Source organism: Micromonospora sp. NPDC007208, assembly GCF_042869175.1.
GTDB lineage: Bacteria > Actinomycetota > Actinomycetes > Mycobacteriales > Micromonosporaceae > Micromonospora > Micromonospora foliorum.
Genome location: NZ_JBIAFG010000006.1, coordinates 57,461 through 83,138 on the forward strand (window position 1 = coordinate 57,461; position 25,678 = coordinate 83,138).

Here is a 25,678-nt window from a genome sequence, read left to right on the forward strand (position 1 = left end):
CAGCTCGGTCGGCTGTCCAGAGAAACCCTATGAAAGAAACCGACGGTCCTCAACCACGAGCCTGCACTTTTGCTTCAGCAAGGCCGGAGATGCCCAGGCCAGGGGCGTCCGGCAGCACCACTGTCGCCCCGTCGTAGCGGATGCCGCCCTGCACCGGCGACCAGGCCAGCCACCACGCGGCGTCCAGGTCGGCGACCGCAGTGGTGCCGTACGCGGCGACCAGGCTCGCCGCCGCCCCGATACCGACCTGGCTCTCCATCATCGAGCCGACCACAGTGCCGAGCCCGTGGGCGGTGGCCAGGTCGAGGAGGGTACGGGCCGGGTGCAGCCCACCGCACTTGGCCAGCTTGACGTTGACCAGGTCGGCGGCCCGGCGGCGGATCACCTCCACCAGGTCACGGACCCCGAAGACGGCCTCGTCGGCCAGGATCGGCACGGACACCCGGTCGCTGACCCAGGCCAGCCCGTCCAGGTCCCAGCGGATCACCGGCTGCTCGACCAGCTCGACGTCGAGCCCGGCGTCCTCGATGCCGCGGATCACCCGGACCGCCTCCCGGGGCGTCCAGCCCTGGTTGGCGTCCAGCCGGATCCGGGTGCCGGGGCCGACGGCCGCCCGTACCGCCCGCACCCGGTCCAGGTCACTCGCCGCGTCGGTGCCGACCTTCAACTTGAGCACGTCGAAGCCGTCGGCCTGCCGCTGCCGTGCCGCGGTCGCCAGGTCCACCGCGTCGCCCGCCGCCAGCGTGACGTCCGTCGGGACCCGCAGCGAGGTGCCCCCGAGCAACCGCACCAGGGGTACGCCCAGCCGCCGCGCGGCGAGGTCGTGCAGGGCGACGTCCACCGCCGCCTTCGCGGCCTCGTTGCCGACCACCGCGCGCTGCACCTCGGCGCACCGGGCCACCAGGTCGTCCGGGTCACGGCCGATCAGCTGTGGGCCGAGCAGTTCGCGGACGCACGCCTGGGCGCCGGCGACGGACGCGCCGGTGACCTGCCAGACCTGGGGCGCCTCGCCGAAGCCGGACCGGCCGTCGCTGTCGACGAGTTCGACGACCAGGGTGTCCACTGTGGTGGTACGTCGCAGCGCGGTGACGAACGGGGTGTGGAGGGGAGCGGAAACCCGGTGGGTGCGTACCGCCGAGATCGTCATGTGAGGCACCCTATACGGAGGTTCACGGTGGGAGGGGAGACCAGATGACCGGGCAGGGCTGGGAGCTGGTGGGTGCACCGAACGCGCGTGATCTGGGCGGGCTCGTCGGCGCGGACGGGCGACGGGTCCGGGTCGGACAGCTGATCCGCACACCGGCGCTGGGTCGGCTGACCGACGAGGACCTACCGGTGCTGGCGAAGCTCGGTCCGGCGTGCGTGGTCGACCTGCGCGACGGCACGGAGATCGCGGTCGCCCCGCAGGACCGGTTCGCCGGTGAGCCACGGGTGGTGCGCCTGCCGGTGCACGATCCGGAGCACCCGGTCTTCACCTACGTCTCGGCGGTGCTGCTCGGTCACGACCTGGACGCGTACGCGGAGCTGGCCCGGCAGGGCACGGCGGGGGCGATGGCGGCGATCTACCGCTGGTTCGTCACGGGTGAGTCGGCGCGGGTCGGTTTCGCCGAGGCGGTGCGGCTGGCGGCCCGGCCGGAGAACCTGCCGCTGCTCTACCACTGCTCCGCCGGCAAGGACCGCACCGGGTGGCTGACCGTCGTCCTGTTGACGGCGCTCGGGGTGGACGAGGCGGCGATCCGCGCCGACTACCTGCGCAACAACGAGCTGACCGACAGCCTGCGGGCGGTGATCGTCGAGGCGATGCGCCGGCGCAATCCCGAGCTGGACGTCGACGCGGTGCTGCCGGTGCTGGAGGTCCGCGCCGAGTACCTCGACGCCGGGTACGCCGAGGTGCGTCGGGTGCACGGCTCGTTCGACGCGTACCTGCGCGACGGGCTGGGGCTGACCGACTCCGACCTCAGCGCGCTGCGGGCGCAACTGCTGGAGTGACCGGCGCGTCGGTGGGTGTGCCGGCGCGGGCGGCGCGGCCGGTGACGATCAGTGCCTGGCCGGCGGCGTAGGTCGCCATCACCAGCACCGGTGCGCCGGGTGGTTGGGCCACCTCGGCGACCCCGGCGGCGATCAGCAGGTCGGAGCCGAGGAACAGCGCGGCGCCGAGGCCGACGCGCCAGCCCTGCGTGGTGGCGGTGCTGGCCATGGCGGCCAGCGCGAGCGCGTAGCCGGCCACCGGCACGGCCAGCCCGGCGTCGGTGAGCCCGGCCCACATCCAGGTCAGGGCGACGACGGTCAGCACCGCGTACCCCAGGGGGACGGCGACCAGCGGCGCCCGGCGCAGCGCGGTGGCGGCGCCGTGTCGGGTGAAGGCCGCGAGGTAGCAGAGGTGCGTGCCGAGGAAGCAGGCCATGCCGGCGAGGAACCAGCCGGTGCCGTCGATCATGAGGGCGATGTCGCCGCCGGTGGCGAAGGCCAGCCCGGCGAGCAGCAGCCGGTCCGGTCGGGCCGCGCGTTCGGCGCTGGCCCGCCAGAGGTACGCGGCCAGCAGCGGCATCAGCAGCGGCTTGGTGAGCAGGAAGGCCACGCCGCCGCCGGTGGCGTTGGCCAGCAGGTTCGCGGCCGTCACGACGAGGAAGGCGATCAGCACGGTGCGACTGCGGGGCATCGGCGGCTCCGGGGTGGGGTGCGAGCAGCCTAGCCCGCACGCACCGCCAAGGCTGTCGGGTCAGAGCTGGTGGCGGGTGGCCCAGACCTGCGCGGAGATGTGCGCGAGCAGCAGGCAGGCGTCGTCCTCCACGTCGTCGCCACCGGCCAGGTCGGTGGTGGTGCAGACGGCGATCAGGTACGGCGGGGCGTCGTCGGGCAGCACCAGGCCGGCGCCGTGGCGGACGCCGCGTACCCAACCGTTCTTGTGCGCGATGCGGGTGCCCTCGGGCAGGCCGGCGGCGAGGTCCTCGCGGTGTTCCTGGGCGAGTAGGACGTCCAGCATGGTGGTGCAGGCGGCCGGCGAGGCGAGGTGGCCGGGGGTGTCGGCGCCGGTGGCCAGGGTGCCGAGCAGGGCGGCCAGGTCGGCGGCGGTGACGGTGTTGGTGATGCCGGCCTCGCGGGCGGCGAAGTCCTCGATGCCGCGGCCGGTGACGCTGTTGCGGGCGCCGGCGAGCGCCCAGACCTCGGCGACCGCCGGCAGCCCGACGTGGCCGAGGACGAGGTTGGTGGCGAGGTTGCTGGAGCGCACGATCATCCGGTCGGCCAGCCAGCGCAGCGTCGCCGTGCCGCCGAGGCGGTCCCAGACCGCGTCGTCGTTGTCGTAGTGCTGCGCGTTGGCGAAGCGGGGTGCGCCGGGCTGGGCGGAGTCGAAGTCGTTGACGACCGGGACCGGGGCGTCCAGGTCCAGGGTGCCGGCCTCGGCGGCGCGGTGCAGCGCGGCGAGCACCGCCACCTTCATGGTGCTCGCGGCGTAGTGGGCGGCGTCCGGGTGGCGGGTCCAGGTGGGCGGCGCGTCGAGCCGCCCCACGTACGCGGAGACGGTGCCGGGCACCCGGTCCAGGTGGGCGTCGAGATCATCCCAGGTCATGCCGGTGACCGTAGCGGATCACGGGGCGGGCGGGTTCGCGTACCCGTCGGGGGAAAACGGACGGGCGCGCCGGCCGCAAGCGGTCGACGCGCCCGGTGTCGGGTGCTGGTGGGTCAGCCGGCGTGCTTGCGGCGGGCGGCGGCGCGGCCCCGCTGCTGCTGGTCGAGCACCACCTTGCGGATGCGCACCGAGGTCGGGGTGACCTCGACGCACTCGTCCTCGCGGCAGAACTCCAGAGCCTGCTCCAGCGAGAGCTTGCGCGGCGGGATCAGCTTCTCCGTCTCGTCGGAGGTCGATGCCCGCATGTTGGTGAGCTTCTTCTCCTTGGTGATGTTGACGTCCATGTCGTCGGAGCGGGAGTTCTCCCCGACGATCATGCCCTCGTACACCTCGGTGGTGGGGTCGACGAAGAGCTGGCCGCGCTCCTGGAGGTTGATCATCGCGAAGGCGGTGACCGCGCCGGCCCGGTCGGCGACCAGCGAGCCGTTGTTGCGGGTACGCAGCTCGCCGAACCACGGCTCGTACGACTCGAAGACGTGGTGCAGGATGCCGGTGCCCCGGGTGTCGGTGAGGAACTCGGTGCGGAAGCCGATCAGGCCGCGCGCCGGAACCAGCCACTCCATGCGGATCCAGCCGGTGCCGTGGTTGACCAGCTGCTCCATCCGGCCCTTGCGGGTGGCGAGGAGCTGGGTGATGGCGCCCAGGTACTCCTCCGGGGCGTCGATGGTCAGGCGCTCGACCGGCTCGCAGGTCTTGCCGTCGATCTCCTTGGTGACCACCTGCGGCTTGCCGACGGTCAGCTCGTAGCTCTCCCGGCGCATCTGCTCGACCAGGATGGCCAGCGCCAGCTCACCGCGGCCCTGCACCTCCCAGGCGTCCGGTCGCTCGGTGGGCAGGACCCGCAGCGACACGTTGCCGATCAGCTCCTTGTCGAGCCGGTCCTTCACCATGCGCGCGGTGACCTTGGAGCCCTTGACCCGGCCGACAAGCGGCGAGGTGTTGGTGCCGATGGTCATCGAGATGGCCGGCTCGTCGACGGTGATCAGCGGCAGCGCGACCGGGTTATCGACGTCGGCGAGGGTCTCACCGATCATGATCTCCGGGATGCCGGCGACGGCGATGATGTCGCCCGGGCCGGCGGTCTCGGCCGACGTGCGCTCCAGGCCCTCGGTCATCAGCATCTCGGAGATGCGGACCCGCTGGGTGCTGCCGTCGGTGCGGCACCAGGCCACCGTCTGACCCTTGTTGATGGTGCCCTGGCGGACCCGGCACAGCGCCAGCCGGCCGAGGAACGGCGAGGCGTCCAGGTTGGTGACGTGCGCCTGCAGCGGCGCGCCGTCCTCGTACGAGGGTGCCGGGATGGTGTCCAGCAGGGTGCGGAACAGCGGCTCCAGGGAGGTGCTGTCGTCGGGCACCGAGCCGTCGGCGGGCTGGGTCAGCGAGGCGATGCCGTCGCGGGCGCAGGCGTAGACGATCGGGAAGTCGATCTGCTCCTCGTCGGCGTCCAGGTCGAGGAAGAGCTCGTAGGTGTCGTCCACGACCTCCTTGATCCGGGCGTCCGGGCGGTCCACCTTGTTGATCACCAGGATGATCGGCATCCGGGCCCGCAGCGCCTTGCGCAGCACGAAGCGGGTCTGCGGCAGCGGGCCCTCGCTGGCGTCGACGAGCAGCACCACACCGTCGACCATGGTCAGGCCGCGTTCCACCTCGCCGCCGAAGTCGGCGTGGCCGGGGGTGTCGATGATGTTGATGGTGACCGGGTCGGAGCCGTCGGCCGGCAGGTAACGCACGCCGGTGTTCTTGGCCAGGATCGTGATGCCCTTTTCCCGCTCCAGGTCACCGGAGTCCATCACCCGCTCGGTGTTCTCGCCGCGTGCGCCGTACGCGCCGGCCTGCCGCAACATGGCGTCGACCAGGGTGGTCTTGCCGTGGTCGACGTGAGCGATGATGGCGACGTTGCGGAGGTCGGTGCGAAGCTGCATACCCTCTATCCTTCCGCCTGCGCTCGCGCAGGCTGCGTCGGGGTCACCCCCAGGTGCCCCTGATCTATGGTGAAACCGCTGTGCCGGTGGTTCCCCCGGCTGGCATGCTGGCACCCGTGTCCCGGGGGCCTGAGTGCACGACCTGCTGACCTGGGTGCAGGGTCTGCCCACCCTGTGGATCTACCTGGTCGCCGCGCTGATCGTGGCGGGCGAGACCGCGGTGATCTTCGGCCTGCTGGTGCCGGGTGAGGCTACCCTGCTGCTGGTCGGCTTCCTCACCTACAACGGTACCTTGCGGCTCGGGCCGGCGTTGCTCGCGATGATCGTCGCGGCGGTCCTCGGCGATGGGCTGGCGTTTCGCGCCGGACGGCGGTACGGCCCTCGGCTGCGCGCCGGGCTGGGTCACCGGGTCGGGCCGCAGCGGTGGGCCCGCGCCGACGCCATGCTGGCCCGCCTCGGTGGTCGGGGCGTGTTCGCGGCCCGGTGGGTGGCTTTCGCCCGCACCCTGGTGCCCCGGCTGGCCGGTGCGGCCGGCATGCCGTACCGGCGGTTCGCCGTGTGGAACCTGGCCGGGGTGGTGACCTGGGTGGGCGGCTCGGTGCTGCTCGGTCACCTCGCGGGTGAGTCGTACGACACGGTCTCCCGGCTGCTCGGCCGGGCCACCGGGGTGGCGTTCCTGCTGTTGGCCGGCCTGGTGGGCGTGGTGCTGGTCGGCCGGTGGCTGGGTCGCAACCCCGACCCGGTGCGCGCGCTGCTGTCCCGGGCGGGCGCGCTGCCCCCGGTGCGGTGGCTCACGGCCCGCTACGGGGTGCTGTTCTTCCTGGTGGCGATGCGGATCGGCCCGGCCTGGACGCTGCTGCTCAATCTGGCCGCCGGGCTGTTGCTGCTGTTCGCCGCCGGGCTCGCCATCGCCGGTCTGCTCGCGGTGGCGGTGCGCAACAGTGGGCTGGCCGCGCTGGACGGGGCCGTCGCGGGGTGGTTCGCCGCCCGGCGTACCCCGGACGCCGCCGACGTCACGATGGTCGTGGTGTCGGTGGTACGAGGGTGGGTGTTGATCCTGTTGGTGGCGCTGGTGGCGGCGGTGCTGGCGTGGCGCAACCGGCCGTGGCGGGCGGACCTGCTCAGTGTGGTCGGCACGGTGGGCGCGTTCGTGCCGCTGGTGGTGTTGGCCGTGGTGGCCGAGCTGACCGGCCCGAACGGGACCGCCCCGGGCGGCGGGGAGGTGGCTCCGCTCTCGACCCAGAACGCTGTGGTCGCGGCGAGCTTCTGCACCCTGGCCTGGCTGGTGTCGCGCAGCGCCCACTGGCCGGTGGCCGTGGCCGCCTGGACCGCCGCCGCGGCGGGGGTGCTCGGGATCGGCGGCGCGCGGCTCTACCTCGGGCTGGACACGGCGAGCGGGACGGCCGCGGCGGTGCTGCTCGGGGTGCTCTGGACGGTGGTGTTCATGATCGCCTGGGCGACCCGGGACCGGGCGGTGGGGGATCGTCAACCGCCGGTGGACCAGACCGGGCGGCCGTCGCAGGGGGACCGCCGCCCGGTCGAGCCCTAGGGCGCGGCGACCGGCTCGGGTGACCTCGGGGTGGCCTGCACCGGGTCCCGCGCGATGCGGCCGGGCCACCAGAAGCGGTCGCCGAGCAGGAAGGCCAGCGCCGGCACCAGGACGGTGCGGACCAGCAGGGTGTCGAGCAGGACACCGATGCAGACGATGATGCCGATCTGGGTCAGGGTGATCAGCGGCAGTACGCCGAGCACGGCGAAGACCGCGGCGAGCAGCACTCCGGCGCTGGTGATCACGCCGCCGGTGACCCGCAGGGCGGAGAGCATCCCGGCGCGGGTGCCGGCGCTGCGGGCGTCCTCCCGGGCCCGGGTGACCAGGAAGATGTTGTAGTCCACCCCGAGCGCCACCAGGAACACGAAGGCGAGCAGCAGCACGCCGCTGTCCAGGGCGGGGAAGCCCAGCACGTGGTCGAAGAGCAGCCAGGCCGCGCCGAGGCTGGCGAAGAACGACGCGATCACGGTGAGCACCAGCAGCAGCGGTGCGAGCAGGCCGCGCAGCAGGAGCACGAGCACGGCGCCGACCAGCAGCAGGATGATCGGCAGGATGAGTCGTAGGTCACGCTCGTTGGCCTCGTCGGAGTCGTAGGTGGCGGCCACGGAGCCACCGACGATCGCCCCGGACGGGGTGTCGGCGCCGGCGGCGGCCGGCGGCGCGGAGTCGGGAACGGCGGCGACCGCCGCGCGCAGCGCCTCGATCGCGCGGTCCGAGGCGGTGGTGCCGGGTTCGGCGTCGAGGACCACGTCGACCTGGGCGACGGCCGCGCCGGCGTCGCCGGGGCGGGCCGAGGCGACGCCGGGTACCGCGGTGGCGGCGTCGGTGACCGCCCGCACCGCCGCCGGGGTGGTGAGCACGGCGACGGGTTGGGTGCTGCCGGCCGGGAAGGCCCGCGCCAGGGTCTGCGCCCCGGTCACCGCCTCGGGCTCGGCCCGGAACTGTTCGGTCTCGGACAGGCCGGTACGGATGCCGAGCCCACCCGGCGCCAGGCCGCCGAGGAGCAGCGTGGCCAGCGTGGCGACCACCACCGGGCGGCGTTGCACGGCGGCGCCGAGTCGACCCCAGAGCCGACCCTCGCGGACCGGGCCGCCGACGCGGGGTACGAACGGCCAGAACAGGCCGCGACCGAAGAGCACCAGCACGGCGGGGAGCACGAACAGGGTCGAGAGCATGGCGAAGACCACACCGGTGGCGCAGGCCACCGCCAGCGCCCGGTTGGTCTCCTGCTCGCTGAGCAGCAGGGTGAGGACGCCGAGTACGACGGTGCCGCCGCTGGCCAGGATGGGCTCCGCGGTGCGGCGTAGCGCGGCGCGCATCGCCGCGAACCGGTCCTCCTCGCGGCGCAGCTCCTCCCGGTAGCGGGCGATGAGCAGCAGCGCGTAGTCGGTGGCGGCGCCGAAGACCAGCACGCTGGCGATGCCGGTGACCTGCCCCTGCTGGAGGTTGATGCCGACGCCGGGCACGATGACGTCCACCGCGCGCAGGGTGAGCTGCTCGGTCGCGGCGACCACGACCAGCGGCACGATCCACAGGAACGGGCTGCGGTAGGTGATCAGCAGGAGCAGCGCGACCACGGCGGCGGTCACCACGAGCAGGGTGACGTCGGCGCCGTCGAAGACCGAGGAGAGGTCGGCGGTGAAGGCCGGGGCGCCGGTCACCTCGGCGGTCAGCCCGTCGGGCAGGTCGGCCAGGGTGGCGCGTAGCTGGGTCACCGTGTCGGTGACGGCCTCCTGCCCGCCGGCGGTGTCCAGCGGTACGGCGACGAGGGCGACCGCGCCGTCGGGGGAGACCTGGGCGGGGCTGACCTGCCCGCCCACCGCGAAGCGGCGCAGGCCCTCGGCGCGAGCGCCGACGGTGGCCCGGTCGGCCTCGCTCAGCGTGCCACCGTCGCCCCGGCTGACCACCACGATGGCCGGTTGCACCTCGCTGGAGGGCAGCTGGTCCTGGAGACGTTGCACCTGGGTCGACTGCCACTGCGCGGACAGGCCGGTGGCGGAGACCGGCGCCGGGTTGTCCGGCTGGGGTGTCGCGAAGACGGCCGCGCCCACGACGGTCGCGGCGGCCACGGTGAGCCAGGCGGCCAGCCGGCCACGAGCGACTCTGGTGAACACAGACATCAGGTGACCTCAAGGTATTTCGAAAGCCGAGTATCTTGATAGCCGAGATTATCCGGGGCTGATCTATGCTGCAACCCGGGGGACCGACGACGGGAAGAGCGGCGCGAGGTGGCGACTCACGGCATGTACCGACGGCGCGACACGCGCCGCGAGCAGCTGGTCGCCGAGATCACCAACAACCTTCGGCGGTACGCGGTGGACGCCCAGCAGGTCGGCCACGCCTTCGCCAACCTGCACGGCCTCAACCCGACCGACCTGCAGGCGTTGATCGCCGTGATGGACGCCGAGCTGCTCGGTGACCCGATCACCCCCGGCCGCCTCGGTGAGCAGCTCAACCTCTCCTCCGGCTCGGTCACGGCCCTGATCGACCGGCTGGAGCGGGCCGGGCACATCCGCCGGGACCGGGACACCGTCGACCGACGCAAGGTGCTGCTGCACTACGCCGACCAGGGCGCCGCCCTGGCCATGCAGTTCTTCCAGCCGCTGGGCGCCCGCACCGACACGGTGATGGACCGCTTCGGCGAGGACGAGCTGGAGGTGGTGCACCGGTTCATGGCGGAGATGAGCGAGTCGCTGCGGGGGCACCGGGACGCGGTACGCGCCGCCCGGCCGGAGTCACCCCGCCGCCCGACGGGCTGACCGGTGCCGGACCGGCTCGTCACCCGCCTCGCCAGCGCCGCGCTGCGGCTGCCGCCGACCCGCCCCGGCCCGGTGCGGGTCACGCGTGACCTCCCGGTGCGGGCCCGCGACGGTGTGGTGCTGCGCACCGACCACTACGCCCCGGGCGTCGGCGGCGCGCCGACCGTGCTGATCCGCACCCCCTACGGGCGGGGTGGACCACTGCGGCTGCTCGGTCGGCTGCTCGCCGCCCGGGGTCGACACGCGGTGATCCAGTCGTGCCGCGGCACCGGCGGCTCCGGCGGGACCTTCGCCCCGCTGGTGCACGAGCGCGACGACGGCGCGGACACCCTGGACTGGCTGCGTCGCCAACCCTGGTGGTCCGGGCAACTGGGCATGTTCGGGGTCAGCTACCAGGGCTTCGCCCAGTGGGCGCTGGCCGCCGACGCCGGCGAGGAGCTGCGCGCGATGGTCGCCGTGGTGACCGCCTCGGCCACCCGCGACTCGACGTACGCGGGGGAGTCCTTCGCCCTGGACACCGTGCTCACCTGGGCAGAGCTGCTGCACGCGCAGACCGTGCCGTGGCTGGCCCGCCAGTGGGAACTCAAGCGGGGGCAGCCCCGGCTGGCCGCCGCGCTGGAGCACCTCCCCCTGGCCGACGCCGACCGGGTGGCCACCGGGGTGAGCATCCCGTTCTTCCAGGAGTGGCTGCGCCACCACACCCCCCAGGCCGCGTACTGGCGGACCCGGGTCTTCGCCGACCAGGTCGCCCAGGTGCGGGCGCCGGTGGTCATGGTCACCGGTTGGCACGACATCTTCCTTCCCGCCCAGCTCGACGACCACGCCGTTCTGCGCGCCGCCGGCACCCCGGCGCGCCTGGTGATCGGCCCGTGGACGCACGGCAGCCCCGGACTGTTCGTGGCCGCGCTGCGCGAGGGGCTGGCCTGGCTCGACGAGCACCTGCCGGCCGCGCCCCGACCGCCCGGACGGGCGCGGTCCGCCGCGCCGCCGGTCCGGCTGTATGTCAGCGGCGCCGGCGGCGGCTGGCGGGACCTGCCGGACTGGCCACCACCGGCCGTCGAGACCGCCTGGCACCTGCAACCCGGTGGAGCGCTGGCGGCGCGCCCACCGGTCGCGTCGACGCCGGACGAGTTCCGCTACGACCCCGCCGACCCCACCCCGTCGCTGGGCGGGCCGCTGCTCGTCGCCCAGCGGGCCGGCCCGGTGGACAACCGGCGCGTCGAGGCCCGCCCCGACGTGCTGACCTACACCAGCGACCCGCTGACCGAGCCGGTCGAGGTGATCGGCCCGATCCGCGCCGAGATCCACGTCCGCAGCGACCTGCCGTACCTGGACGTCTTCGTTCGTCTGTGCGACGTGGACCGCAAGGGTCGTTCGTGGAACGTGTGCGACGGTCTGGTGCGGGTCACCCCCGAGCGCTTCCGGGTCGATCCCTGCGGGACGCTGCGGGTCCCGGTGCCGCTCTGGCCGACCGCGTACCGATTCGCCGCCGGGCACCGACTACGGGTGCAGGTCTCCGGTGGCGCCCATCCGCGGTGGGCCCGCAACCCCGGCACCGGGGAACCCCTCGGCACGGCGGTGACGCTGCGTGCCGGCCGGCGGCAGGTTCTGCACGATCCGGCCCACCCCTCGGCGCTGCTCCTGCCGATCGTCCACTCAGCCCCACCGCAGCCTCCAATCTGAACAGACCCCATCTGAACTGGGCGTTTGTCCAAAACGCGGGCTATGGTTGAGCCAACGCCCGGCGCCGTGCACCAGTAGGCCGGGCTCGCCCCAAGCCCAGCACCGCGTACGCGGTGTGACGTCGTGCCCGGTCCCCACCTCTCGGAAAGGGGGACCCCATGACCCGGGCCCCGGCTAATCTCCTGGCCGTCCGAAGCCTGCTCCTCACTCACCTCGACAACGCCCCCGGCTCAGACGACCTGGACCCGGGCGAGGTCGGCATCGTCGGCGACTCGGACCACCGGGGCGGCTACCACTGCGGATCGGACCGGGTGGTCCCCAACGACTACTCGGTGGTCGAGTCGCCCCGCGACCGGGCCGGGCTGACCCTCGACGCGGCGGCGCTGGACGTCGGCCAGTTCAGCGTCCGCTCCGGTGGTCGTACGAACACCCTGCCGAGCTTCTCGGTCTGGTGCGTCGCGCAGTGCGCCGCGAACGCGGCCGACGCCCGGGACATCCGGGAGATCATCTACAGCCCCGACGGCACCACGGTGAAGCGGTGGGACCGCCTCGGCAAGCGCACCAGCGGCGACAGCTCACACCGCTGGCACACCCACTTCAGCTTCTTCCGCGACGCCATCAAGGCGGGCCGCGACCAGCGACCCCTGTTCCGCCGCTACCTCAGCTCCATCGGACTCCTGGAGGACGACGACATGACCCCCGAAGAACACAACTGGCTGGCCACCGTCCACAAGAACCTCACCGTGCTGGATGGCCGCAACCCGGTCGGGCAGATCTACACCCGCATGGCGATGGGTGAGGACGTCACCGTTCCGAACTACACCCCGGCGCACCCGACGCTCAAGTCGCTCGCCGCCCAGATAGGCACGCTGCAGACGGCGCTGACCGCGTTGTCCAACCAGGACTTCACCGACGAACCGGCGATCGTCCAGGGCGTGCTGGCCTCGCTGACGCCGGAGAAGATCGCGGCGGCCATCCCGCCCACCATGGCCAAGCAGGTCGCCGACGAGCTGGCCCGCCGGCTGGTCGCCTGAGCGAGGGGCGGCCCGAGGCCGCCGGGCCGCCCCTCTTGGCGCGGTTCCGCAACAGTTGTTGAGCAATAGATATTGCGCAAGAGCTGTTGCGGATGCCACGCTGTTGCCATGGACAGCTCCGACGTACGCCAGATCACCGACTCCCGGGTGCTGGCCGCCATGTCCCACCCGCTGCGTCGCCGGCTGATGGACGTCCTCAAGGTGCACGGCCCCTCCACCGTCGGCCTGCTCGCCGAGCGCACCGACCAGGCCCCCGCGAACGTCAGCCACCACCTCAAGGTCCTCGCCGGCGCGGACCTGGTCACCGAGGCGCCCGAGTTGGCCCGGGACCGGCGCGAGCGGTGGTGGCGCCTGGTCACCCGGGCGCTGCGCTGGTCCAACACCGACTTCGACGCCGACCCGGCCTCCCGGGCGGTCGCCGACGCCGCCACCTCACTCAACCTCGACCGGCACGTCGCCCTGGCCCGAGCCTGGCACGGCGCCGACGAGACCACCCAGGCCAGCTGGAACGACGCGCCGTTCTCCACCGACCACTGGCTGCGCCTCACGCCCGAGGAACTGGCCGAGCTGAGCCACGAGCTGATCGACGTTCTCGCGCGCTGGGCCAACCGGGACCTGCCCGACGACGACGCCGACCGCAGGCCGGTCTTCGTGTTCGTCCACGGCGTACCGGCCCGACCGTGACCACCGCCACCCGCGGCGACTCCACCGACGTCCGTCCGAGGGGTGGGCTGCTGCGGCACCGCGACTTCCGGCTGCTCTGGGCCGGCCAGGCGGTCAGCAGCGTCGGAAGCAACGTCACCACGGTCGCGCTGCCCCTGGTCGCGGTCGCCGTCCTCGACGCCGGCACCTTCCAGGTGGCGGTGCTCACCGCCGCGGCCTGGCTGCCCTGGTTGCTGATCGGCCTGCCGGCCGGCGCGTGGGTCGACCGGCTGCCCCGCCGGCCGGTGATGGTGATCTGCGACCTGCTCTGCGCGGTGGCTTTCCTCAGCGTGCCGCTGGCCGCCCTGCTGGACCGGCTCACCGTCGCGCAACTGCTGGTGGTCGCCCTCGGCGCGGGCGCGGCACGGGTCTTCTTCGAAACCGCCGACCAGGTCTACCTGCCGGTGCTGCTGCGACCCGGGCAACTGCCGGAAGGCAACGCCAAGCTCCAGGCCGCCCAGACCGTGAGCTACGTCGTGGGGCCCGGCCTCGCCGGTCTGATCGCCCAGCTCACCGGTGCCGTCGCCGCACTGCTGCTGGACGCGCTCACGTTCCTGCTCTCCGCGGTGTTCCTGCTGCGCATCCGCACCCGCGAACCACGGGTACGCCCCTCGGACCGAACCCGATCGCTGCGCCGGGACATCACCGAGGGGCTGCGCTTCGTCATCCGGGACCCGTACCTGCGGGTGCTCACGGTCTTCGGCGCGGCCAGCAACATCGGGCTGACCGGCTACCAGGCCGTCCTGGTGGTCTTCCTGGTGCGCGACCTGCGTCTCGAGCCGGGCCTGGTGGGCGGGCTCGTCGGAGTGATGAGCGCCGGCGGGATCATCGGAGCGCTGCTCGCCACCACCGTGGCGCGGCGCTACGGCACCGCGCGGGCCCTGCTGATCGCGGCGGCGCTCACCGGCCCACCCGCGCTGCTCATTCCCCTCGCCGCACCCGGCGTCGGGCTGGCCTGGCCGGCCCTCGGCGGTCTGCTGATCGGCCTGGGGGTGGCCATCGGCAACGTGGTCAAGGGCGCCTTCCGGCAGACGTACACGCCGCACCACCTGCTGGGCCGGGTGACGGTGAGCATGCACCTGCTCAACTACGGCACGATCCCGTTGGCAGCCGTGCTGGCCGGTGCGGTCGGCGCGCGTTACGGCGTCGGGACGGCAATCGTCGTGATGACCGCCTGGTTGGCGGTCACCCCGTTGATTCTGTTGGTGGGGCCGATCCGGAGGCGGCGGGACCTGCCCGCCGCCCCGGCGGCGTCTTGAGTGCGCTGCGACGGCGGCCGGAGACCGGCCGCCGTCACCGGCACGGAGCTACATCGGGCGGACGTTGTCCGCCTGCGGACCCTTCTGCCCCTGGGTCACCTCGAACTCGACCTTCTGGCCCTCGTTGAGCTCCCGGTAGCCGCTCGAAGCGATGGCGGAGTAGTGGACGAAGACGTCCGGCCCTCCACCGTCCTGCTCGATGAAGCCGAAGCCCTTTTCCGAGTTGAACCACTTAACCGTGCCGGTTGCCATGCATCTCTCCCTGTTCAAAGCGGCTGACCCTCGGCCTCTGGCCGATGATCGCCCGTACCTGTTCGACAGTAACGGGCAAAACCCCGATCCGCTGGCCGAAGTGCCGTAGGTCTTTGACTGAACTCGGGTGAACTCTGCGCGCCGGCATGCGAAACCCGCCCCGACCAACCGCCGCTGGGGCATGCTTGCGCCGATGAGGGGTGCCGCAGCCGACGCGCTGACCGAGCTGGAACGCGAGATCCACGCGCCCGGCACCGGTCTGGACCGGCTCCGGTTGATGCCCACTCCCTTCGTCCCCGAGGTGCGGCTGCACCTGGCCGAGGACGCGATCGTCTGGTGGGCCCGGATGGAGGCCGCCGCCGGGCACGCGCTGCCGGCGCCGTACTGGGCGTCCGCCTGGGCCGGGGGGCAGGCCCTGGCCCGCCACCTCCTGGACAACCCGGAGTTGGCCGCCGGCCGCCGGGTGCTCGACCTCGCCGCCGGGTCCGGGCTGGTGGCCATCGCCGCCGCGCTCGCCGGCGCCGCGGAGGTGATCGCCAACGACATCGACCCGTACGCCGTCGCCGCCGTCACCCTCAACGCGCGGGCCAACCACGTCGCCGTCGACGCCACCGGGGACGACCTGCTCGACAGCACCGATGCGAAGGTCGACCTGGTGGTCGCCGGGGATGTCTTCTACGACCGTACGATGGCCGACCGGATGCTGCCCTTCCTGCAGCGGGCCGCCGCCGCGGGCGCCGACGTGCTGGTCGGCGACCCCGGCCGCGGACACCTACCGACGGACCGCCTGACCGTGCTGGCCGACTACCCGGTGCCCACCACCGAACCGTCGGTCGACTCGTCGCTACGCCACGTGCAGGTGCTGCGCCCCGACTGAGGCCCGACCACGACTCAGGGGCGACCCCGAGGCGGATCCCAGGGGTCACTGGGGGCTACGACCCGATGTCCGAAGTGGCGCGACGGCCATAGCGTCGACGCATGACGCAATGGCTGGCCCAGATCGGAGAACTACCGGTTCTGCTGCTGATGGGCGCGCTCGGGCTCGTCATGCTCTTCGACGCCGTACCCCTGCTGGGTGTCCTCGTCCCCGGCGACGTCGCGATCCTCGCCGCCGTCGGCGTGGGCCGCCCGAGCACCGGGCTGGCCACCTTCACCGCGGTGCTGATCGGCTGCCTGGCCGGCTGGTCGCTGAGCTTCCTGATCGGCCGACGCTACTCCGACCGGCTGCGCCACAGCCGCGTCGGCGGCTGGATCGGCGAGACCCGCTGGACGGCGGCGGAAGGAATCCTGCGCCGCGGCGGCGGCCGGATGATGGTCGTCGCGCCGTTCCTGCCGGTCTTCAACGCGCTGTTGCCACTGGCCGCCGGCGGGCTGCGGATGTCGTACCGCCGATTTCTCGGCTGCGCGACGATCGGCGCGGCCGCCTGGGCCGGTCTCTACCTCGCCCTGGGCACCGCGTCACGGTCGGTGGCCGCGCTGCTGCCGGGCGACCCCAGCCCGCTGCTGGTCACGATGGGCGTCGGGTTGGTGCTGGCCTCCGTCGCGTTGCTGGGGGCGCGGCGGCGGTTGTTCTCCGTCGTTGGCTGAGCTGCTTCTCTGGGGGACGTGGGGGCGCTCGGGGTCGGGTGCGGTGGGGGATTGCCGTGCCCGGCCCCGGAGCCGGGTTGCGGTGGGCGGGGCGGGGGCCCGCCGTGCCCGGCTCCGGGCGGTCAGGCTTGATCCCTGCGCCGGGCACGGCGGGCCCCCGCCCCCGTCGTGGTTCCGGTTTGTGCGGGGGTGCCGCCTACGCCGGTGGGTTGTGATCTTGGTGGTTCTTGGTCGACGTTGGGTCTTCTGGGTGGTGGGGTTACCAGCCTCTTGCTTTCCACTGGGGGAGGGCGGGGCGTTCCGCGCCCAGGGTGCTGTCCTTGCCGTGGCCCGGGTAGAACCAGGTGTCGTCCGGTAGCTGGTCGAACAGCTTGTGCTCGACGTCGCCGATCAGGGCGGCGAAGCGCTCCGGGTCCTTGTCGGTGTTACCCACCCCACCGGGAAAGAGACTGTCGCCGGTGAACAGGTGCGGGGTGCCGGCCGGGTCGCGGTAGAGCAGCGCGATCGAACCGGGGGTGTGCCCCTTGATGTGGATGACCTCCAGCGCACAGTCGCCGACTGTCACTGTGTCGCCGTCGGCCAGCCGCTCCGCCTCGATCGGCAGCCCCGCCGCGTCATCGGCGTGCACCATCGCCCGGGCGCCGGTCTTGGCCACGACCTCCTCCAGCGCCACCCAGTGATCCATGTGCTGGTGGGTCGTCACCACGGCGGTGAGCCCGCCGTCACCGATCAGTTCGAGCAACCGGGGTGCCTCGTTGGCGGCGTCGATCAGCACCTGGTCACCGGTGCCCGTGCAGCGCAGCAGGTAGGCGTTGTTGTCCATCGGGCCCACCGACAGCTTGCTGATGGTCAGCCCGTCCAGCACCCGAACCGCCGGGGCGCCGCCGTGCGTGACGTCTCCGCTGTATGTCATGACGTTTCTAAATCCATTCCGGTGGAGTAGGCAGGGGACCGTCGGGGGTGACGGAGAGTGGGGCGCCGTCGGCACGGCCGATCAGCCAGGCGGCGAGGTCGGGGGCGGGACCGGTCACGATGGGGGCGCCGGCGCGCTCACCGATCACCACCTCGTGCTCGCTGCCGTCGAGGCGCAACACCATCGACGGCGGTGTCGGCCCCATGGCGTGGTGGCTGGCCGCCTCGCGCAACAGCCGGTGGGCGAACGTCTCCGACCAGTGCGCGGCCCGGTAGTCGGCGGCCAGATCCAGGTGGTGCACCTCGATCTCCCGCAGGCGGCCCCAGACCAGCAGCGCGGCCGGCCACGGGCCCTTACGCGCCTGCACCGTCGCCGCCCAGGCCTCGGCCGGCATCGCCGCGACCGCCTCGGAGAACAGGTCCGCGGTGCGTCGCAGGTCGTCCAGGTGCTCCGCCGGTGGCCGGCTCGAACCGGCTTCGATGTCCGCCGTGCGGGCCTCCAGCGAGGCGTACATCGGCAGCGCCTCCCCGGTGCGGGCCGCGGTGAGCAGGTTGACGAAGCCGTCGGCGTTGCGCGCCAGGTGCGCCAGCACGTGGCCGCGGGTCCAGCCCGGTAGCAGCGACGCGGCGGCCAGGTCCGCGGCGTCGAAAGACGCAGCGGTACGGAGTAGTCGGCTGGTGGCCGCGTCCACCTCGCCCATCAGCAGCAGCGGATCCGTGGTCACCCGTCGACCCTAGCGGTCCGCCGTCGCGCCGTCGCCGGGGAAATCGCTTTCGGCGCGTCGGCGCGCCACCTACCGTCAGCGGCAGACGCGGCACCGGGACATCGGACGGAGGTGGTGATCATGCCGGACGTGGCACGCGTGTTCCGCCATCACCAGCTTCGACACCGATGAGGATGCCATGACGATCGATCTGACCGCCCTCGGCTGGGACGCCGAGCGGACGGCGTACGCCGCGCGCCGCGGCGAGCACGAGCCGGGTCGGGTGGCCCGGGTGGACCGGGGGGTCTGCACCGTGCTGACCGCGGTCGGCCCGGTTCGGGCCAGCCTGGGTGGGGCGGTGCTGAGCACCGCCGCGCGGGACCCGTCCGCGCTGCCCTGCGCCGGGGACTGGGTGCTGCTCACCCACTGGCCGGACCGCCGCGTCACCGTGGAGGTGGTGCTGCCACGGCGAGGCGCGCTGATCCGGCGTACCGCCGGCAAGGACGCCAGCGGCCAGGTGTTGGCCGCCAACCTCGACGCCGCCGCCGTGGTGGAGCCGGTGCACCCCGAGCCGGACGTGGGCCGGATCGAACGGCTGCTCTCCCTGGCCCACGAGTCCGGCGCCCGGCCCCTGGTCGTACTGACCAAGGCGGACCTCGCGGCCGACCCGGCCGCGCTGGCCCGCCAGCTGGCCGCGGTCGCCCCCGGGGTGCCGGTGCTGCCGGTCAGCGCCGAACTCGGCCTCGGGCTGGACCCGCTGCGCGCCGAGGTGGCACCCGGCCGCACGCTCGGCCTGCTCGGCCCGTCCGGTGCGGGCAAGTCGAGCCTGGTCAACGCCCTCGTCGGGGCGGTGATGATGCCCACCCAGGCGATCCGGCGCGTCGACGGCAAGGGTCGGCACACCACCACCTGGCGGGCCCTCGTACCGATCCCCGGCGGCGGTGCGGTGATCGACACGCCCGGTGTGCGGGCGGTCGGCCTGCTGGACGGCGCGGCCGGGCTCGACCGGGCGTTCGCCGACATCGCCGGGCTGGCCGAGGGCTGCCGGTACGCCGACTGCGGCCACGACGGGGAGCCGGCCTGCGCGGTCCGGGAGGCGCTGCACACCGGCGAACTCTCCACCCGTCGGTGGGAGAGCTGGCGGCGGCTGCAGGGTGAGGTGGCCCACGAGAGCCGGCGGCGGGAGGCCCGGGTGGCGGCGGAGCGGCGCGGCGGGTGGCGTTCGGCCCGACGCCGGGCCGCGCGCCCGCCGACGCCCGGCGGCTACTGACCGGGCACCCGCCAACGCGCGGGCGCCCGGGCTTGCGGATGGCGCGCGCCGACGCGCGGGCGCCCTGGCTTTCGGGTGGTGTGCGTTGTCGGGTGGCGCGGGCTTTCGGGTGCCGCGGCCGACCGGGCTGAGCTGGGGGAATGTGCGGGCGGGGGAAACTGTCACACCTCGGGGCTAGAGTTGCCGAGGCGTCTTTTCCGCGCCCGCACGACCGCTCAAGACCGCCCAGAGCGGGACACATCCTTTGCTTCGTCTTCTCCCGGGAGTACACGCACCGTGGCCGACCGACTGATCATCCGTGGCGCGCGCGAGCACAACCTGCGTGACGTCAGTCTCGACCTGCCCCGGGACGCACTCATCGTGTTCACCGGGCTGTCCGGGTCGGGCAAGTCGAGCCTGGCCTTCGACACGATCTTCGCCGAGGGGCAGCGCCGCTACGTCGAGTCGCTCTCCTCGTACGCCCGGCAGTTCCTCGGCCAGATGGACAAGCCGGACGTCGACTTCATCGAGGGCCTGAGCCCCGCCGTCTCGATCGACCAGAAATCCACCTCGCGTAACCCGCGCTCGACCGTCGGCACCATCACCGAGGTCTACGACTACCTGCGTCTGCTCTACGCCCGCATCGGTGAGCCGCACTGCCCGGTCTGTGGCGAGCGCATCTCCCGGCAGAGTCCGCAGCAGATCGTCGACCGGGTCCTCGCCATGGCCGAGGGCACCAAGTTCATGGTCCTCGCCCCGGTGATCCGTGGCCGCAAGGGCGAATACGTCGATCTCTTCGCCGAGCTGCAGGCCAAGGGCTACGCCCGGGCCCGGGTCGACGGCGTGGTGCACCCGCTGACCGAGCCGCCGAAGCTCAAGAAGCAGGAGAAGCACACCATCGAGGTGGTGATCGACCGGCTCACCGTCAAGCCGAGCGCCAAGCAGCGGCTCACCGACTCGGTCGAGGCCGCCCTGGGCCTCTCCAGTGGCCTGGTCCTGCTCGACTTCGTCGACCTTCCCGAGGACGACCCGGACCGCGAACGCCGCTACTCCGAGCACCTGGCCTGCCCCAACGACCACCCGCTCGCCATCGAGGATCTCGAGCCCCGGGTCTTCTCCTTCAACGCGCCCTACGGCGCCTGCCCGGAGTGCACCGGCCTGGGCACCAAGAAGGAGGTAGACCCGGAGCTGCTGGTCCCCGACCCGGAGCGCAGCCTGCGTGAGGGCGCCATCCAGCCCTGGTCCACCGGGCACAACCTGGAATACTTCCTGCGCCTGCTGGAGGCGCTCGGCGAGGCCCAGCACTTCGACATCGACACCCCGTGGCGGGCGTTGCCGGCGCGGGCGCAGAAGACGATCCTGCACGGCTCCGACGACCAGGTGCACGTGCGCTACCGCAACAAGTACGGCCGTGAGCGCTCCTACTACACCGGCTTCGAGGGCGTGGTGCAGTGGATCGAGCGCCGGCACTCCGACACCGAGTCCGAGTGGTCCCGCGACAAGTACGAGGGCTACATGCGCGACGTGCCGTGCGCGGCGTGCGGCGGTGCCCGGCTCAAGCCCGAGGTGCTCGCGGTCACGTTGGCCGGCAAGAGCATCGCCGAGGTCTGCAACCTGTCCGTGGGGGAGTGCGCCGACCTGCTCGCCGGCATCGAGCTGACCGACCGGCAGAAGATGATCGCCGAGCGGGTCCTCAAGGAGATCAACGCGCGGCTGCGGTTCCTGCTCGACGTCGGCCTGGACTACCTCTCCCTGGACCGCCCGGCCGGCACGCTCTCCGGCGGTGAGGCGCAGCGCATCCGGCTGGCCACCCAGATCGGTTCCGGCCTCGTGGGCGTGCTCTACGTGCTCGACGAGCCGTCGATCGGGCTGCACCAGCGCGACAACCACCGGCTGATCGAGACCCTGATCCGGCTGCGTGGGCTGGGCAACACGCTCATCGTGGTGGAGCACGACGAGGACACCATCCGCACCGCCGACTGGATCGTCGACATCGGGCCCGGCGCGGGTGAGCACGGCGGCAAGATCGTGCACAGCGGTTCGGTGCCGGCGCTGCTGAAGAACAAGGAGTCGATCACCGGGGCGTACCTGTCCGGTCGCCGGTCGATCCCGACGCCGACGGGCCGCCGTCCGCAGGATCCGGCCCGGGAGCTGGTGGTGCACGGCGCGCGGGAGCACAACCTGCGCAACCTGACCGTCTCGTTCCCGCTGGGCCAGTTGATCGCGGTCACCGGGGTCAGCGGCTCGGGCAAGTCGACGCTTGTCAACGACATCCTGTACGCGGTGCTGGCCAACCAGATCAACGGCGCCCGGCTGGTGCCCGGCCGGCACACCCGGGTCTCCGGTCTCGAGCACGTGGACAAGGTCGTCGGCGTGGACCAGTCGCCGATCGGCCGGACGCCGCGCTCCAACCCGGCCACCTACACCGGAGTCTGGGACCACGTCCGCAAGCTCTTCGCCGAGACCACCGAGGCGAAGGTCCGTGGCTACGGCCCGGGTCGGTTCTCCTTCAACGTCAAGGGCGGGCGCTGCGAGGCGTGCTCGGGTGACGGCACCATCAAGATCGAGATGAACTTCCTCCCCGACGTGTACGTCCCCTGCGAGGTCTGCAAGGGCGCCCGGTACAACCGGGAGACCCTGGAGGTGCACTACAAGGGCAAGACCGTCTCGGACGTGCTGGAGATGCCGATCGAGGAGGCCGCCGAGTTCTTCTCCGCCATCCCGGCCATCCACCGGCACCTGAAGACGCTTGTCGACGTCGGCCTCGGCTACGTCCGCCTCGGCCAACCCGCGCCGACCCTCTCCGGCGGTGAGGCGCAGCGGGTCAAGCTCGCCTCCGAGCTGCAGAAGCGCTCCACCGGGCGGACGGTCTACGTGCTCGACGAGCCGACCACCGGTCTGCACTTCGAGGACATCCGCAAGTTGCTGATGGTGCTGGAAGGGCTTGTCGACAAGGGCAACACGGTGATCACCATCGAGCACAACCTCGACGTGATCAAGACCGCGGACTGGCTGATCGACATGGGTCCCGAGGGTGGCCACCGCGGCGGCAGCGTGCTCGCCACCGGCACCCCCGAGGAGGTAGCCGAGGTGGCCGAGAGCCACACCGGCGAGTTCCTGCGCCAGGTGCTCAAGCTCGACGGCGAGGCCAAGGGTGCCGCTGCCGCCACCACGCGGGCCGCCAAGGCCAACGGCGTGACCAAGGCGCGGGCCAGCCGTAAGGTGCCGGCCGGCGCGCGCTGACCTCTCGGTGCGTGTTCGCGGGGCGGGGCGGGTCGCTTGACGACCCGCCCCGCCCCATTTGCCGGGTCGGACGAATGCCGCGATGAACCATCCGGCACAGTTGCCCGTGTGGAGAAGTGTGGCCGGCTATCGACCGGCGCAGCGGGCTAGAGAGAGGCGAGGCATGAGTGACGATCAGGCGCTGACCGGTCCGGGTACGCAGACACGTCGTACCCTGCTCACCGGCGTCGGGGCGGTCGGCGCGGCCGTCGTCCTGGCTGCCTGCGGCAGCGACGACGGCGGCAGCGGCAGTGACGCACCCACCAGTGGTGGTCCCGCCGTGCCCAGCACCGGTGACGCCGGCGGCGGCGACCGGCAGAACGCCCAGTCGCTGGCCACCACCGCCGACATCCCGGTCGGCGGCGGCAAGGTCCTCGCCGCCGAAGGTGTGGTCATCACCCAGCCCGCGGCGGGCCAGTTCAAGGGCTTCAGCCCGATCTGTACGCACCAGAACTGCCCGGTGACGAACGTCGACGGCGGCACCATCAACTGCACCTGCCACGGCAGCAAGTTCTCGATCGAGGACGGCTCGGTGAAGGCCGGCCCGGCCACCAAGCCGCTGCCGCCCAAGAACATCAAGGTCACCGGCGACCAGATCTCGCTGGCCTGATCCGACGCCGGGCCGGCGGGCTGGCCCGGGCGCACGCGGACCGACCGGTCGGCCCGGCGTCGCAGGATCGACTCGCGTTTCGGGAAGTCGGGGTGTCCGGGGAGTGCCGACACCCCGACTTCCGGGACGCCGAGTGGATCACGCGCCTGCGGTGGGCTGTCGGTGCCGCGGACTAGGCTTGTTGGTGTGGCTGACCCCTCGACCTACCGCCCCGCACCCGGCACCATCCCGGAGCTACCGGGGGTCTACCGCTTTCGCGACGGCACCGGCCGGGTGATCTACGTCGGCAAGGCGCGAAATCTGCGCAGCCGGCTCAACTCCTACTTCGGCGACGTCTGGAACCTGCACGAGCGCACCCGGCAGATGGTCACCACCGCCGAGTCGGTGGACTGGATCACCGTCGGCACCGAGGTCGAGGCGCTCCAGCAGGAGTTCACCTGGATCAAGCAGTACGACCCGCGGTTCAACGTCCGCTACCGCGACGACAAGTCGTACCCCTATCTCGCCGTCACCCTCGACGAGGAGTACCCACGGCTGCAGGTGATGCGCGGCGCCAAGCGCAAGGGTGTGCGTTACTTCGGTCCCTACTCGCACGCCTGGGCCATCCGGGAGACCCTCGACCTGCTGCTGCGGGTGTTCCCCGCGCGGACGTGCTCGGCCGGGGTGTTCAAGCGGGCCGGCCAGGTCGGTCGCCCCTGCCTGTTGGGCTACATCGGCAAGTGCTCGGCACCGTGCGTCGGCACCGTCTCCGCCGACGAACACCGGGCCATCGTCGACGGGTTCTGCGACTTCATGGCCGGGCGCACCGACACCATGGTCCGCAAGATCGAACGCGAGATGACCGAGGCGAGCGAGCAACTGGAGTTCGAGCGGGCCGCCCGGCTGCGCGACGACGTGGCCGCGCTGCGCCGGGCCATGGAGAAGCAGACAGTGGTGCTCGGCGACGGCACCGACGCGGACGTCGTCGCGTTCGCCGACGACCCGCTCGAGGCGGCCGTGCAGGTCTTCCACGTCCGCGACGGCCGGGTCCGCGGCCAACGCGGCTGGGTCGTGGAAAAGACCGAGGAGCTGACCACCGGCGACCTGGTGCACCACTTCTGCACCCAGGTGTACGGCGGCGAGCACGGCGAGGCCGACGTGCCCCGCGAACTGCTGGTCCCCGAGCTGCCCGCGGACGCCGACGCCCTGGCCGAATGGCTCTCCAACCACCGGGGCAGTCGGGTGTCGCTGCGGGTGCCACAGCGTGGCGACAAGCGCTCACTGATGGAGACGGTGGAACGCAACGCCAAGGACGCGCTGGCCCGGCACAAGCTCAAGCGCTCCGGTGACCTGACCACCCGGGGCAAGGCACTGGACGAGATCAGCGAAGCGCTGGGCATGAGCACCTCGCCGCTGCGCATCGAGTGTTTCGACATCTCCCAGATCCAGGGCACCGACGTGGTGGCCAGCATGGTGGTCTTCGAGGACGGGTTGCCCCGCAAGAGCGAGTACCGGCGGTTCATCGTCCGGGGCGCCACCGACGACCTCTCCGCGATGTCCGAGGTGCTCCGGCGCCGCTTCGCCCGCTACCTGGACGCCAGGGCCGAGACCGGCGAGGTGGGCGTGGAGTCGGCCGACGATCCGGCCGCCCCCCAGGACGCGGTCGAGCCGCAGGTCGGTGTCCTGATCGATCCGACCACCGGCCGGCCCCGGAAATTCGCGTACCCGCCGCAGTTGGTGGTCGTCGACGGCGGCGCCCCGCAGGTCGCGGCCGCCGCGCAGGCCCTCGCCGACCTGGGCATCGACGACGTGGCCCTGTGCGGGCTGGCCAAGCGGCTGGAAGAGGTGTGGCTCCCGGACGACGAGTTCCCGGTCATCCTCCCGCGCACCTCGGAGGGTCTCTACCTGCTGCAACGGGTGCGTGACGAGGCCCACCGGTTCGCCATCACCTTCCACCGGCAGCGCCGCTCCAAGCGGATGACCGAGTCGGCACTGGACCACGTACCCGGCCTGGGCGAGGTGCGTCGCAAGGCGCTACTGCGGCACTTCGGGTCGCTCAAGCGACTCTCGTCCGCGACGGTCGACGAGATCACCGAAGTGCCAGGGGTGGGTCGGCGCACCGCCGAGGCGATCCTGGCCGCCCTGGACACTGACACGAAGGCCGGCGACGGCGCGGAGGCGAAGCCCACCACCTGAGTGCGGCTCTCGCCCCGCCCGGCTCGAGGCGCGGCCAACCAGCTTGCCCTCGCTCGGCCGGTGATAGTCGGTCGCGCCACGCCGCGCCATGCCGCGCCGCGCCATGCCGCGCCACGCCGCGCCGCGCCGCGCCATGCCGCGCCGCGCCGCGCCGCGCCGCGCCGCGCCGCGCCGCGCCGCGCCGCGCCGCGCATGATCGTGCTCGATCCTGGATGTAGTGGCCTCGTGGCGTGGGGAGGGGCCTCTTTCCTGGATCGAGCACGATCATGCGCGGGCTGGCGCGCGTCGCGGTGACGTTCTGGTCCCTGGGGCTGGGCCGGGCCGGTGCGGGGTGCGCGATCAGCGCAGACCGCCGTGATCCACTCGGTTTT

General features: G+C 72.6%; 21 protein-coding genes. 13 read left to right on the forward strand and 8 right to left on the reverse strand.

What is annotated here, in order from left to right:
• Window positions 1–49 precede the first annotated feature (49 nt).
• Window positions 50–1,147: a mandelate racemase/muconate lactonizing enzyme family protein gene (locus tag ACFYL6_RS14480; RefSeq protein WP_387171279.1), complete on the reverse strand. Its 1,098-nt coding sequence runs from the start codon at window positions 1,145–1,147 to the stop codon at window positions 50–52.
• Between the two features lie 44 nt (window positions 1,148–1,191).
• On the opposite strand from ACFYL6_RS14480, the gene ACFYL6_RS14485 reads away from it, so the two are divergent.
• Entirely contained in the window at window positions 1,192–1,989 is a 798-nt protein-coding gene (locus ACFYL6_RS14485) for a tyrosine-protein phosphatase (protein ID WP_387171281.1), read from the forward strand.
• Here ACFYL6_RS14485 and ACFYL6_RS14490 read toward each other — a convergent pair.
• The 3 genes from ACFYL6_RS14490 to typA form a co-directional block, all read right to left on the reverse strand.
• Window positions 1,958–2,659, reverse strand: a complete 702-nt coding sequence (locus ACFYL6_RS14490) for a lysoplasmalogenase (protein ID WP_387171283.1) — start codon at window positions 2,657–2,659, stop codon at window positions 1,958–1,960. The genes ACFYL6_RS14485 and ACFYL6_RS14490 overlap by 32 nt on opposite strands.
• A gap of 60 nt (window positions 2,660–2,719) precedes the next feature.
• On the reverse strand, window positions 2,720–3,568 hold the full coding sequence (locus ACFYL6_RS14495) for a serine hydrolase (RefSeq protein ID WP_387171285.1): 849 nt from the start codon (window positions 3,566–3,568) through the stop codon (window positions 2,720–2,722).
• A gap of 113 nt (window positions 3,569–3,681) precedes the next feature.
• Window positions 3,682–5,550, reverse strand: a complete 1,869-nt coding sequence (gene typA / locus ACFYL6_RS14500) for a translational GTPase TypA (protein WP_387171287.1) — start codon at window positions 5,548–5,550, stop codon at window positions 3,682–3,684.
• Between the two features lie 133 nt (window positions 5,551–5,683).
• Between typA and ACFYL6_RS14505 the strand changes: the two genes are divergently transcribed.
• Entirely contained in the window at window positions 5,684–7,099 is a 1,416-nt protein-coding gene (locus ACFYL6_RS14505) for a DedA family protein (protein WP_387171289.1), read from the forward strand.
• Here ACFYL6_RS14505 and ACFYL6_RS14510 read toward each other — a convergent pair.
• Window positions 7,096–9,219 (reverse strand): MMPL family transporter, encoded by a 2,124-nt coding sequence (locus ACFYL6_RS14510; protein WP_387171291.1) that lies wholly within the window; start codon window positions 9,217–9,219, stop codon window positions 7,096–7,098. The two genes, ACFYL6_RS14505 and ACFYL6_RS14510, sit on opposite strands and share 4 nt — an antisense overlap.
• 123 nt (window positions 9,220–9,342) lie before the next feature.
• Between ACFYL6_RS14510 and ACFYL6_RS14515 the strand changes: the two genes are divergently transcribed.
• The 5 genes from ACFYL6_RS14515 to ACFYL6_RS14535 all read left to right on the forward strand — a co-directional run bounded on the left by ACFYL6_RS14515 (window position 9,343) and on the right by ACFYL6_RS14535 (window position 14,536).
• The gene (locus ACFYL6_RS14515; protein WP_387171293.1) at window positions 9,343–9,858 is read left to right on the forward strand and encodes a MarR family winged helix-turn-helix transcriptional regulator; all 516 of its coding nucleotides are present in this window, start codon (window positions 9,343–9,345) and stop codon (window positions 9,856–9,858) included.
• Between the two features lie 3 nt (window positions 9,859–9,861).
• Complete coding sequence (locus ACFYL6_RS14520) at window positions 9,862–11,541, forward strand: CocE/NonD family hydrolase (RefSeq protein WP_387171295.1); 1,680 nt, start codon at window positions 9,862–9,864, stop codon at window positions 11,539–11,541.
• A gap of 158 nt (window positions 11,542–11,699) precedes the next feature.
• Window positions 11,700–12,575 carry a hypothetical protein gene (locus ACFYL6_RS14525; protein WP_387171297.1) on the forward strand — a complete coding sequence of 292 codons (876 nt, stop codon included), beginning with the start codon at window positions 11,700–11,702 and terminating at the stop codon, window positions 12,573–12,575.
• 108 nt (window positions 12,576–12,683) lie between these two features.
• Complete coding sequence (locus tag ACFYL6_RS14530) at window positions 12,684–13,259, forward strand: ArsR/SmtB family transcription factor (RefSeq protein WP_387171298.1); 576 nt, start codon at window positions 12,684–12,686, stop codon at window positions 13,257–13,259.
• Complete coding sequence (locus ACFYL6_RS14535; RefSeq protein WP_387171300.1) at window positions 13,256–14,536, forward strand: MFS transporter; 1,281 nt, start codon at window positions 13,256–13,258, stop codon at window positions 14,534–14,536. Before ACFYL6_RS14530 ends, ACFYL6_RS14535 begins: the two co-directional genes overlap by 4 nt.
• Window positions 14,537–14,584: 48 nt before the next feature.
• Here the strand turns inward: ACFYL6_RS14535 and ACFYL6_RS14540 are convergent, their stop codons facing one another.
• The gene (locus ACFYL6_RS14540) at window positions 14,585–14,788 is read right to left on the reverse strand and encodes a cold-shock protein (protein WP_007462771.1); all 204 of its coding nucleotides are present in this window, start codon (window positions 14,786–14,788) and stop codon (window positions 14,585–14,587) included.
• 193 nt (window positions 14,789–14,981) lie between these two features.
• Here ACFYL6_RS14540 and ACFYL6_RS14545 point away from each other — a divergent pair, with 193 nt between their 5' ends.
• Both ACFYL6_RS14545 and ACFYL6_RS14550 read left to right on the forward strand, forming a co-directional pair.
• Entirely contained in the window at window positions 14,982–15,665 is a 684-nt protein-coding gene (locus tag ACFYL6_RS14545) for a class I SAM-dependent methyltransferase (protein ID WP_387171302.1), read from the forward strand.
• 101 nt (window positions 15,666–15,766) lie between these two features.
• On the forward strand, window positions 15,767–16,375 hold the full coding sequence (locus tag ACFYL6_RS14550; RefSeq protein ID WP_387171303.1) for a DedA family protein: 609 nt from the start codon (window positions 15,767–15,769) through the stop codon (window positions 16,373–16,375).
• Between the two features lie 259 nt (window positions 16,376–16,634).
• On the opposite strand, the gene ACFYL6_RS14555 is transcribed toward ACFYL6_RS14550, so the two are convergent.
• A complete protein-coding gene (locus ACFYL6_RS14555) occupies window positions 16,635–17,288 on the reverse strand; it encodes an MBL fold metallo-hydrolase (RefSeq protein WP_387171305.1) in 654 nt (217 codons plus the stop codon).
• A gap of 7 nt (window positions 17,289–17,295) precedes the next feature.
• Entirely contained in the window at window positions 17,296–18,012 is a 717-nt protein-coding gene (locus tag ACFYL6_RS14560; protein ID WP_387171307.1) for a maleylpyruvate isomerase family mycothiol-dependent enzyme, read from the reverse strand.
• Window positions 18,013–18,190: 178 nt separating this feature from the next.
• Between ACFYL6_RS14560 and rsgA the strand changes: the two genes are divergently transcribed.
• The 4 genes from rsgA to uvrC all read left to right on the forward strand — a co-directional run bounded on the left by rsgA (window position 18,191) and on the right by uvrC (window position 25,307).
• Window positions 18,191–19,261, forward strand: coding sequence for a ribosome small subunit-dependent GTPase A (gene rsgA / locus ACFYL6_RS14565; protein ID WP_387171309.1), 1,071 nt, complete (start codon window positions 18,191–18,193; stop codon window positions 19,259–19,261).
• A 276-nt stretch (window positions 19,262–19,537) separates the two neighbouring features.
• Window positions 19,538–22,483, forward strand: a complete 2,946-nt coding sequence (gene uvrA, locus ACFYL6_RS14570) for an excinuclease ABC subunit UvrA (protein ID WP_387171311.1) — start codon at window positions 19,538–19,540, stop codon at window positions 22,481–22,483.
• Between the two features lie 163 nt (window positions 22,484–22,646).
• Window positions 22,647–23,132 (forward strand): Rieske (2Fe-2S) protein, encoded by a 486-nt coding sequence (locus ACFYL6_RS14575; RefSeq protein ID WP_124816434.1) that lies wholly within the window; start codon window positions 22,647–22,649, stop codon window positions 23,130–23,132.
• Window positions 23,133–23,318: 186 nt separating this feature from the next.
• Window positions 23,319–25,307, forward strand: a complete 1,989-nt coding sequence (gene uvrC, locus ACFYL6_RS14580) for an excinuclease ABC subunit UvrC (RefSeq protein WP_387171313.1) — start codon at window positions 23,319–23,321, stop codon at window positions 25,305–25,307.
• Window positions 25,308–25,678 lie beyond the last annotated feature (371 nt).

What these genes read in the sequence shown, in the direction of transcription:
- ACFYL6_RS14545 (WP_387171302.1), top strand. Translation starts at nt 14,982, where the DNA reads ATGAGGGGTGCCGCAGCCGACGCGCTGACCGAGCTGGAACGCGAGATC.
- ACFYL6_RS14485 (WP_387171281.1), top strand. Translation starts at nt 1,192, where the DNA reads ATGACCGGGCAGGGCTGGGAGCTGGTGGGTGCACCGAACGCGCGTGAT.
- ACFYL6_RS14515 (WP_387171293.1), top strand. Translation starts at nt 9,343, where the DNA reads ATGTACCGACGGCGCGACACGCGCCGCGAGCAGCTGGTCGCCGAGATC.
- ACFYL6_RS14510 (WP_387171291.1), bottom strand. Translation starts at nt 9,219, where the DNA reads ATGTCTGTGTTCACCAGAGTCGCTCGTGGCCGGCTGGCCGCCTGGCTC.
- ACFYL6_RS14530 (WP_387171298.1), top strand. Translation starts at nt 12,684, where the DNA reads ATGGACAGCTCCGACGTACGCCAGATCACCGACTCCCGGGTGCTGGCC.
- rsgA (WP_387171309.1), top strand. Translation starts at nt 18,191, where the DNA reads ATGACGATCGATCTGACCGCCCTCGGCTGGGACGCCGAGCGGACGGCG.
- ACFYL6_RS14550 (WP_387171303.1), top strand. Translation starts at nt 15,767, where the DNA reads ATGACGCAATGGCTGGCCCAGATCGGAGAACTACCGGTTCTGCTGCTG.
- ACFYL6_RS14525 (WP_387171297.1), top strand. Translation starts at nt 11,700, where the DNA reads ATGACCCGGGCCCCGGCTAATCTCCTGGCCGTCCGAAGCCTGCTCCTC.
- ACFYL6_RS14495 (WP_387171285.1), bottom strand. Translation starts at nt 3,568, where the DNA reads ATGACCTGGGATGATCTCGACGCCCACCTGGACCGGGTGCCCGGCACC.
- ACFYL6_RS14490 (WP_387171283.1), bottom strand. Translation starts at nt 2,659, where the DNA reads ATGCCCCGCAGTCGCACCGTGCTGATCGCCTTCCTCGTCGTGACGGCC.
- ACFYL6_RS14575 (WP_124816434.1), top strand. Translation starts at nt 22,647, where the DNA reads ATGAGTGACGATCAGGCGCTGACCGGTCCGGGTACGCAGACACGTCGT.
- ACFYL6_RS14555 (WP_387171305.1), bottom strand. Translation starts at nt 17,288, where the DNA reads ATGACATACAGCGGAGACGTCACGCACGGCGGCGCCCCGGCGGTTCGG.
- ACFYL6_RS14480 (WP_387171279.1), bottom strand. Translation starts at nt 1,147, where the DNA reads ATGACGATCTCGGCGGTACGCACCCACCGGGTTTCCGCTCCCCTCCAC.
- ACFYL6_RS14540 (WP_007462771.1), bottom strand. Translation starts at nt 14,788, where the DNA reads ATGGCAACCGGCACGGTTAAGTGGTTCAACTCGGAAAAGGGCTTCGGC.
- typA (WP_387171287.1), bottom strand. Translation starts at nt 5,550, where the DNA reads ATGCAGCTTCGCACCGACCTCCGCAACGTCGCCATCATCGCTCACGTC.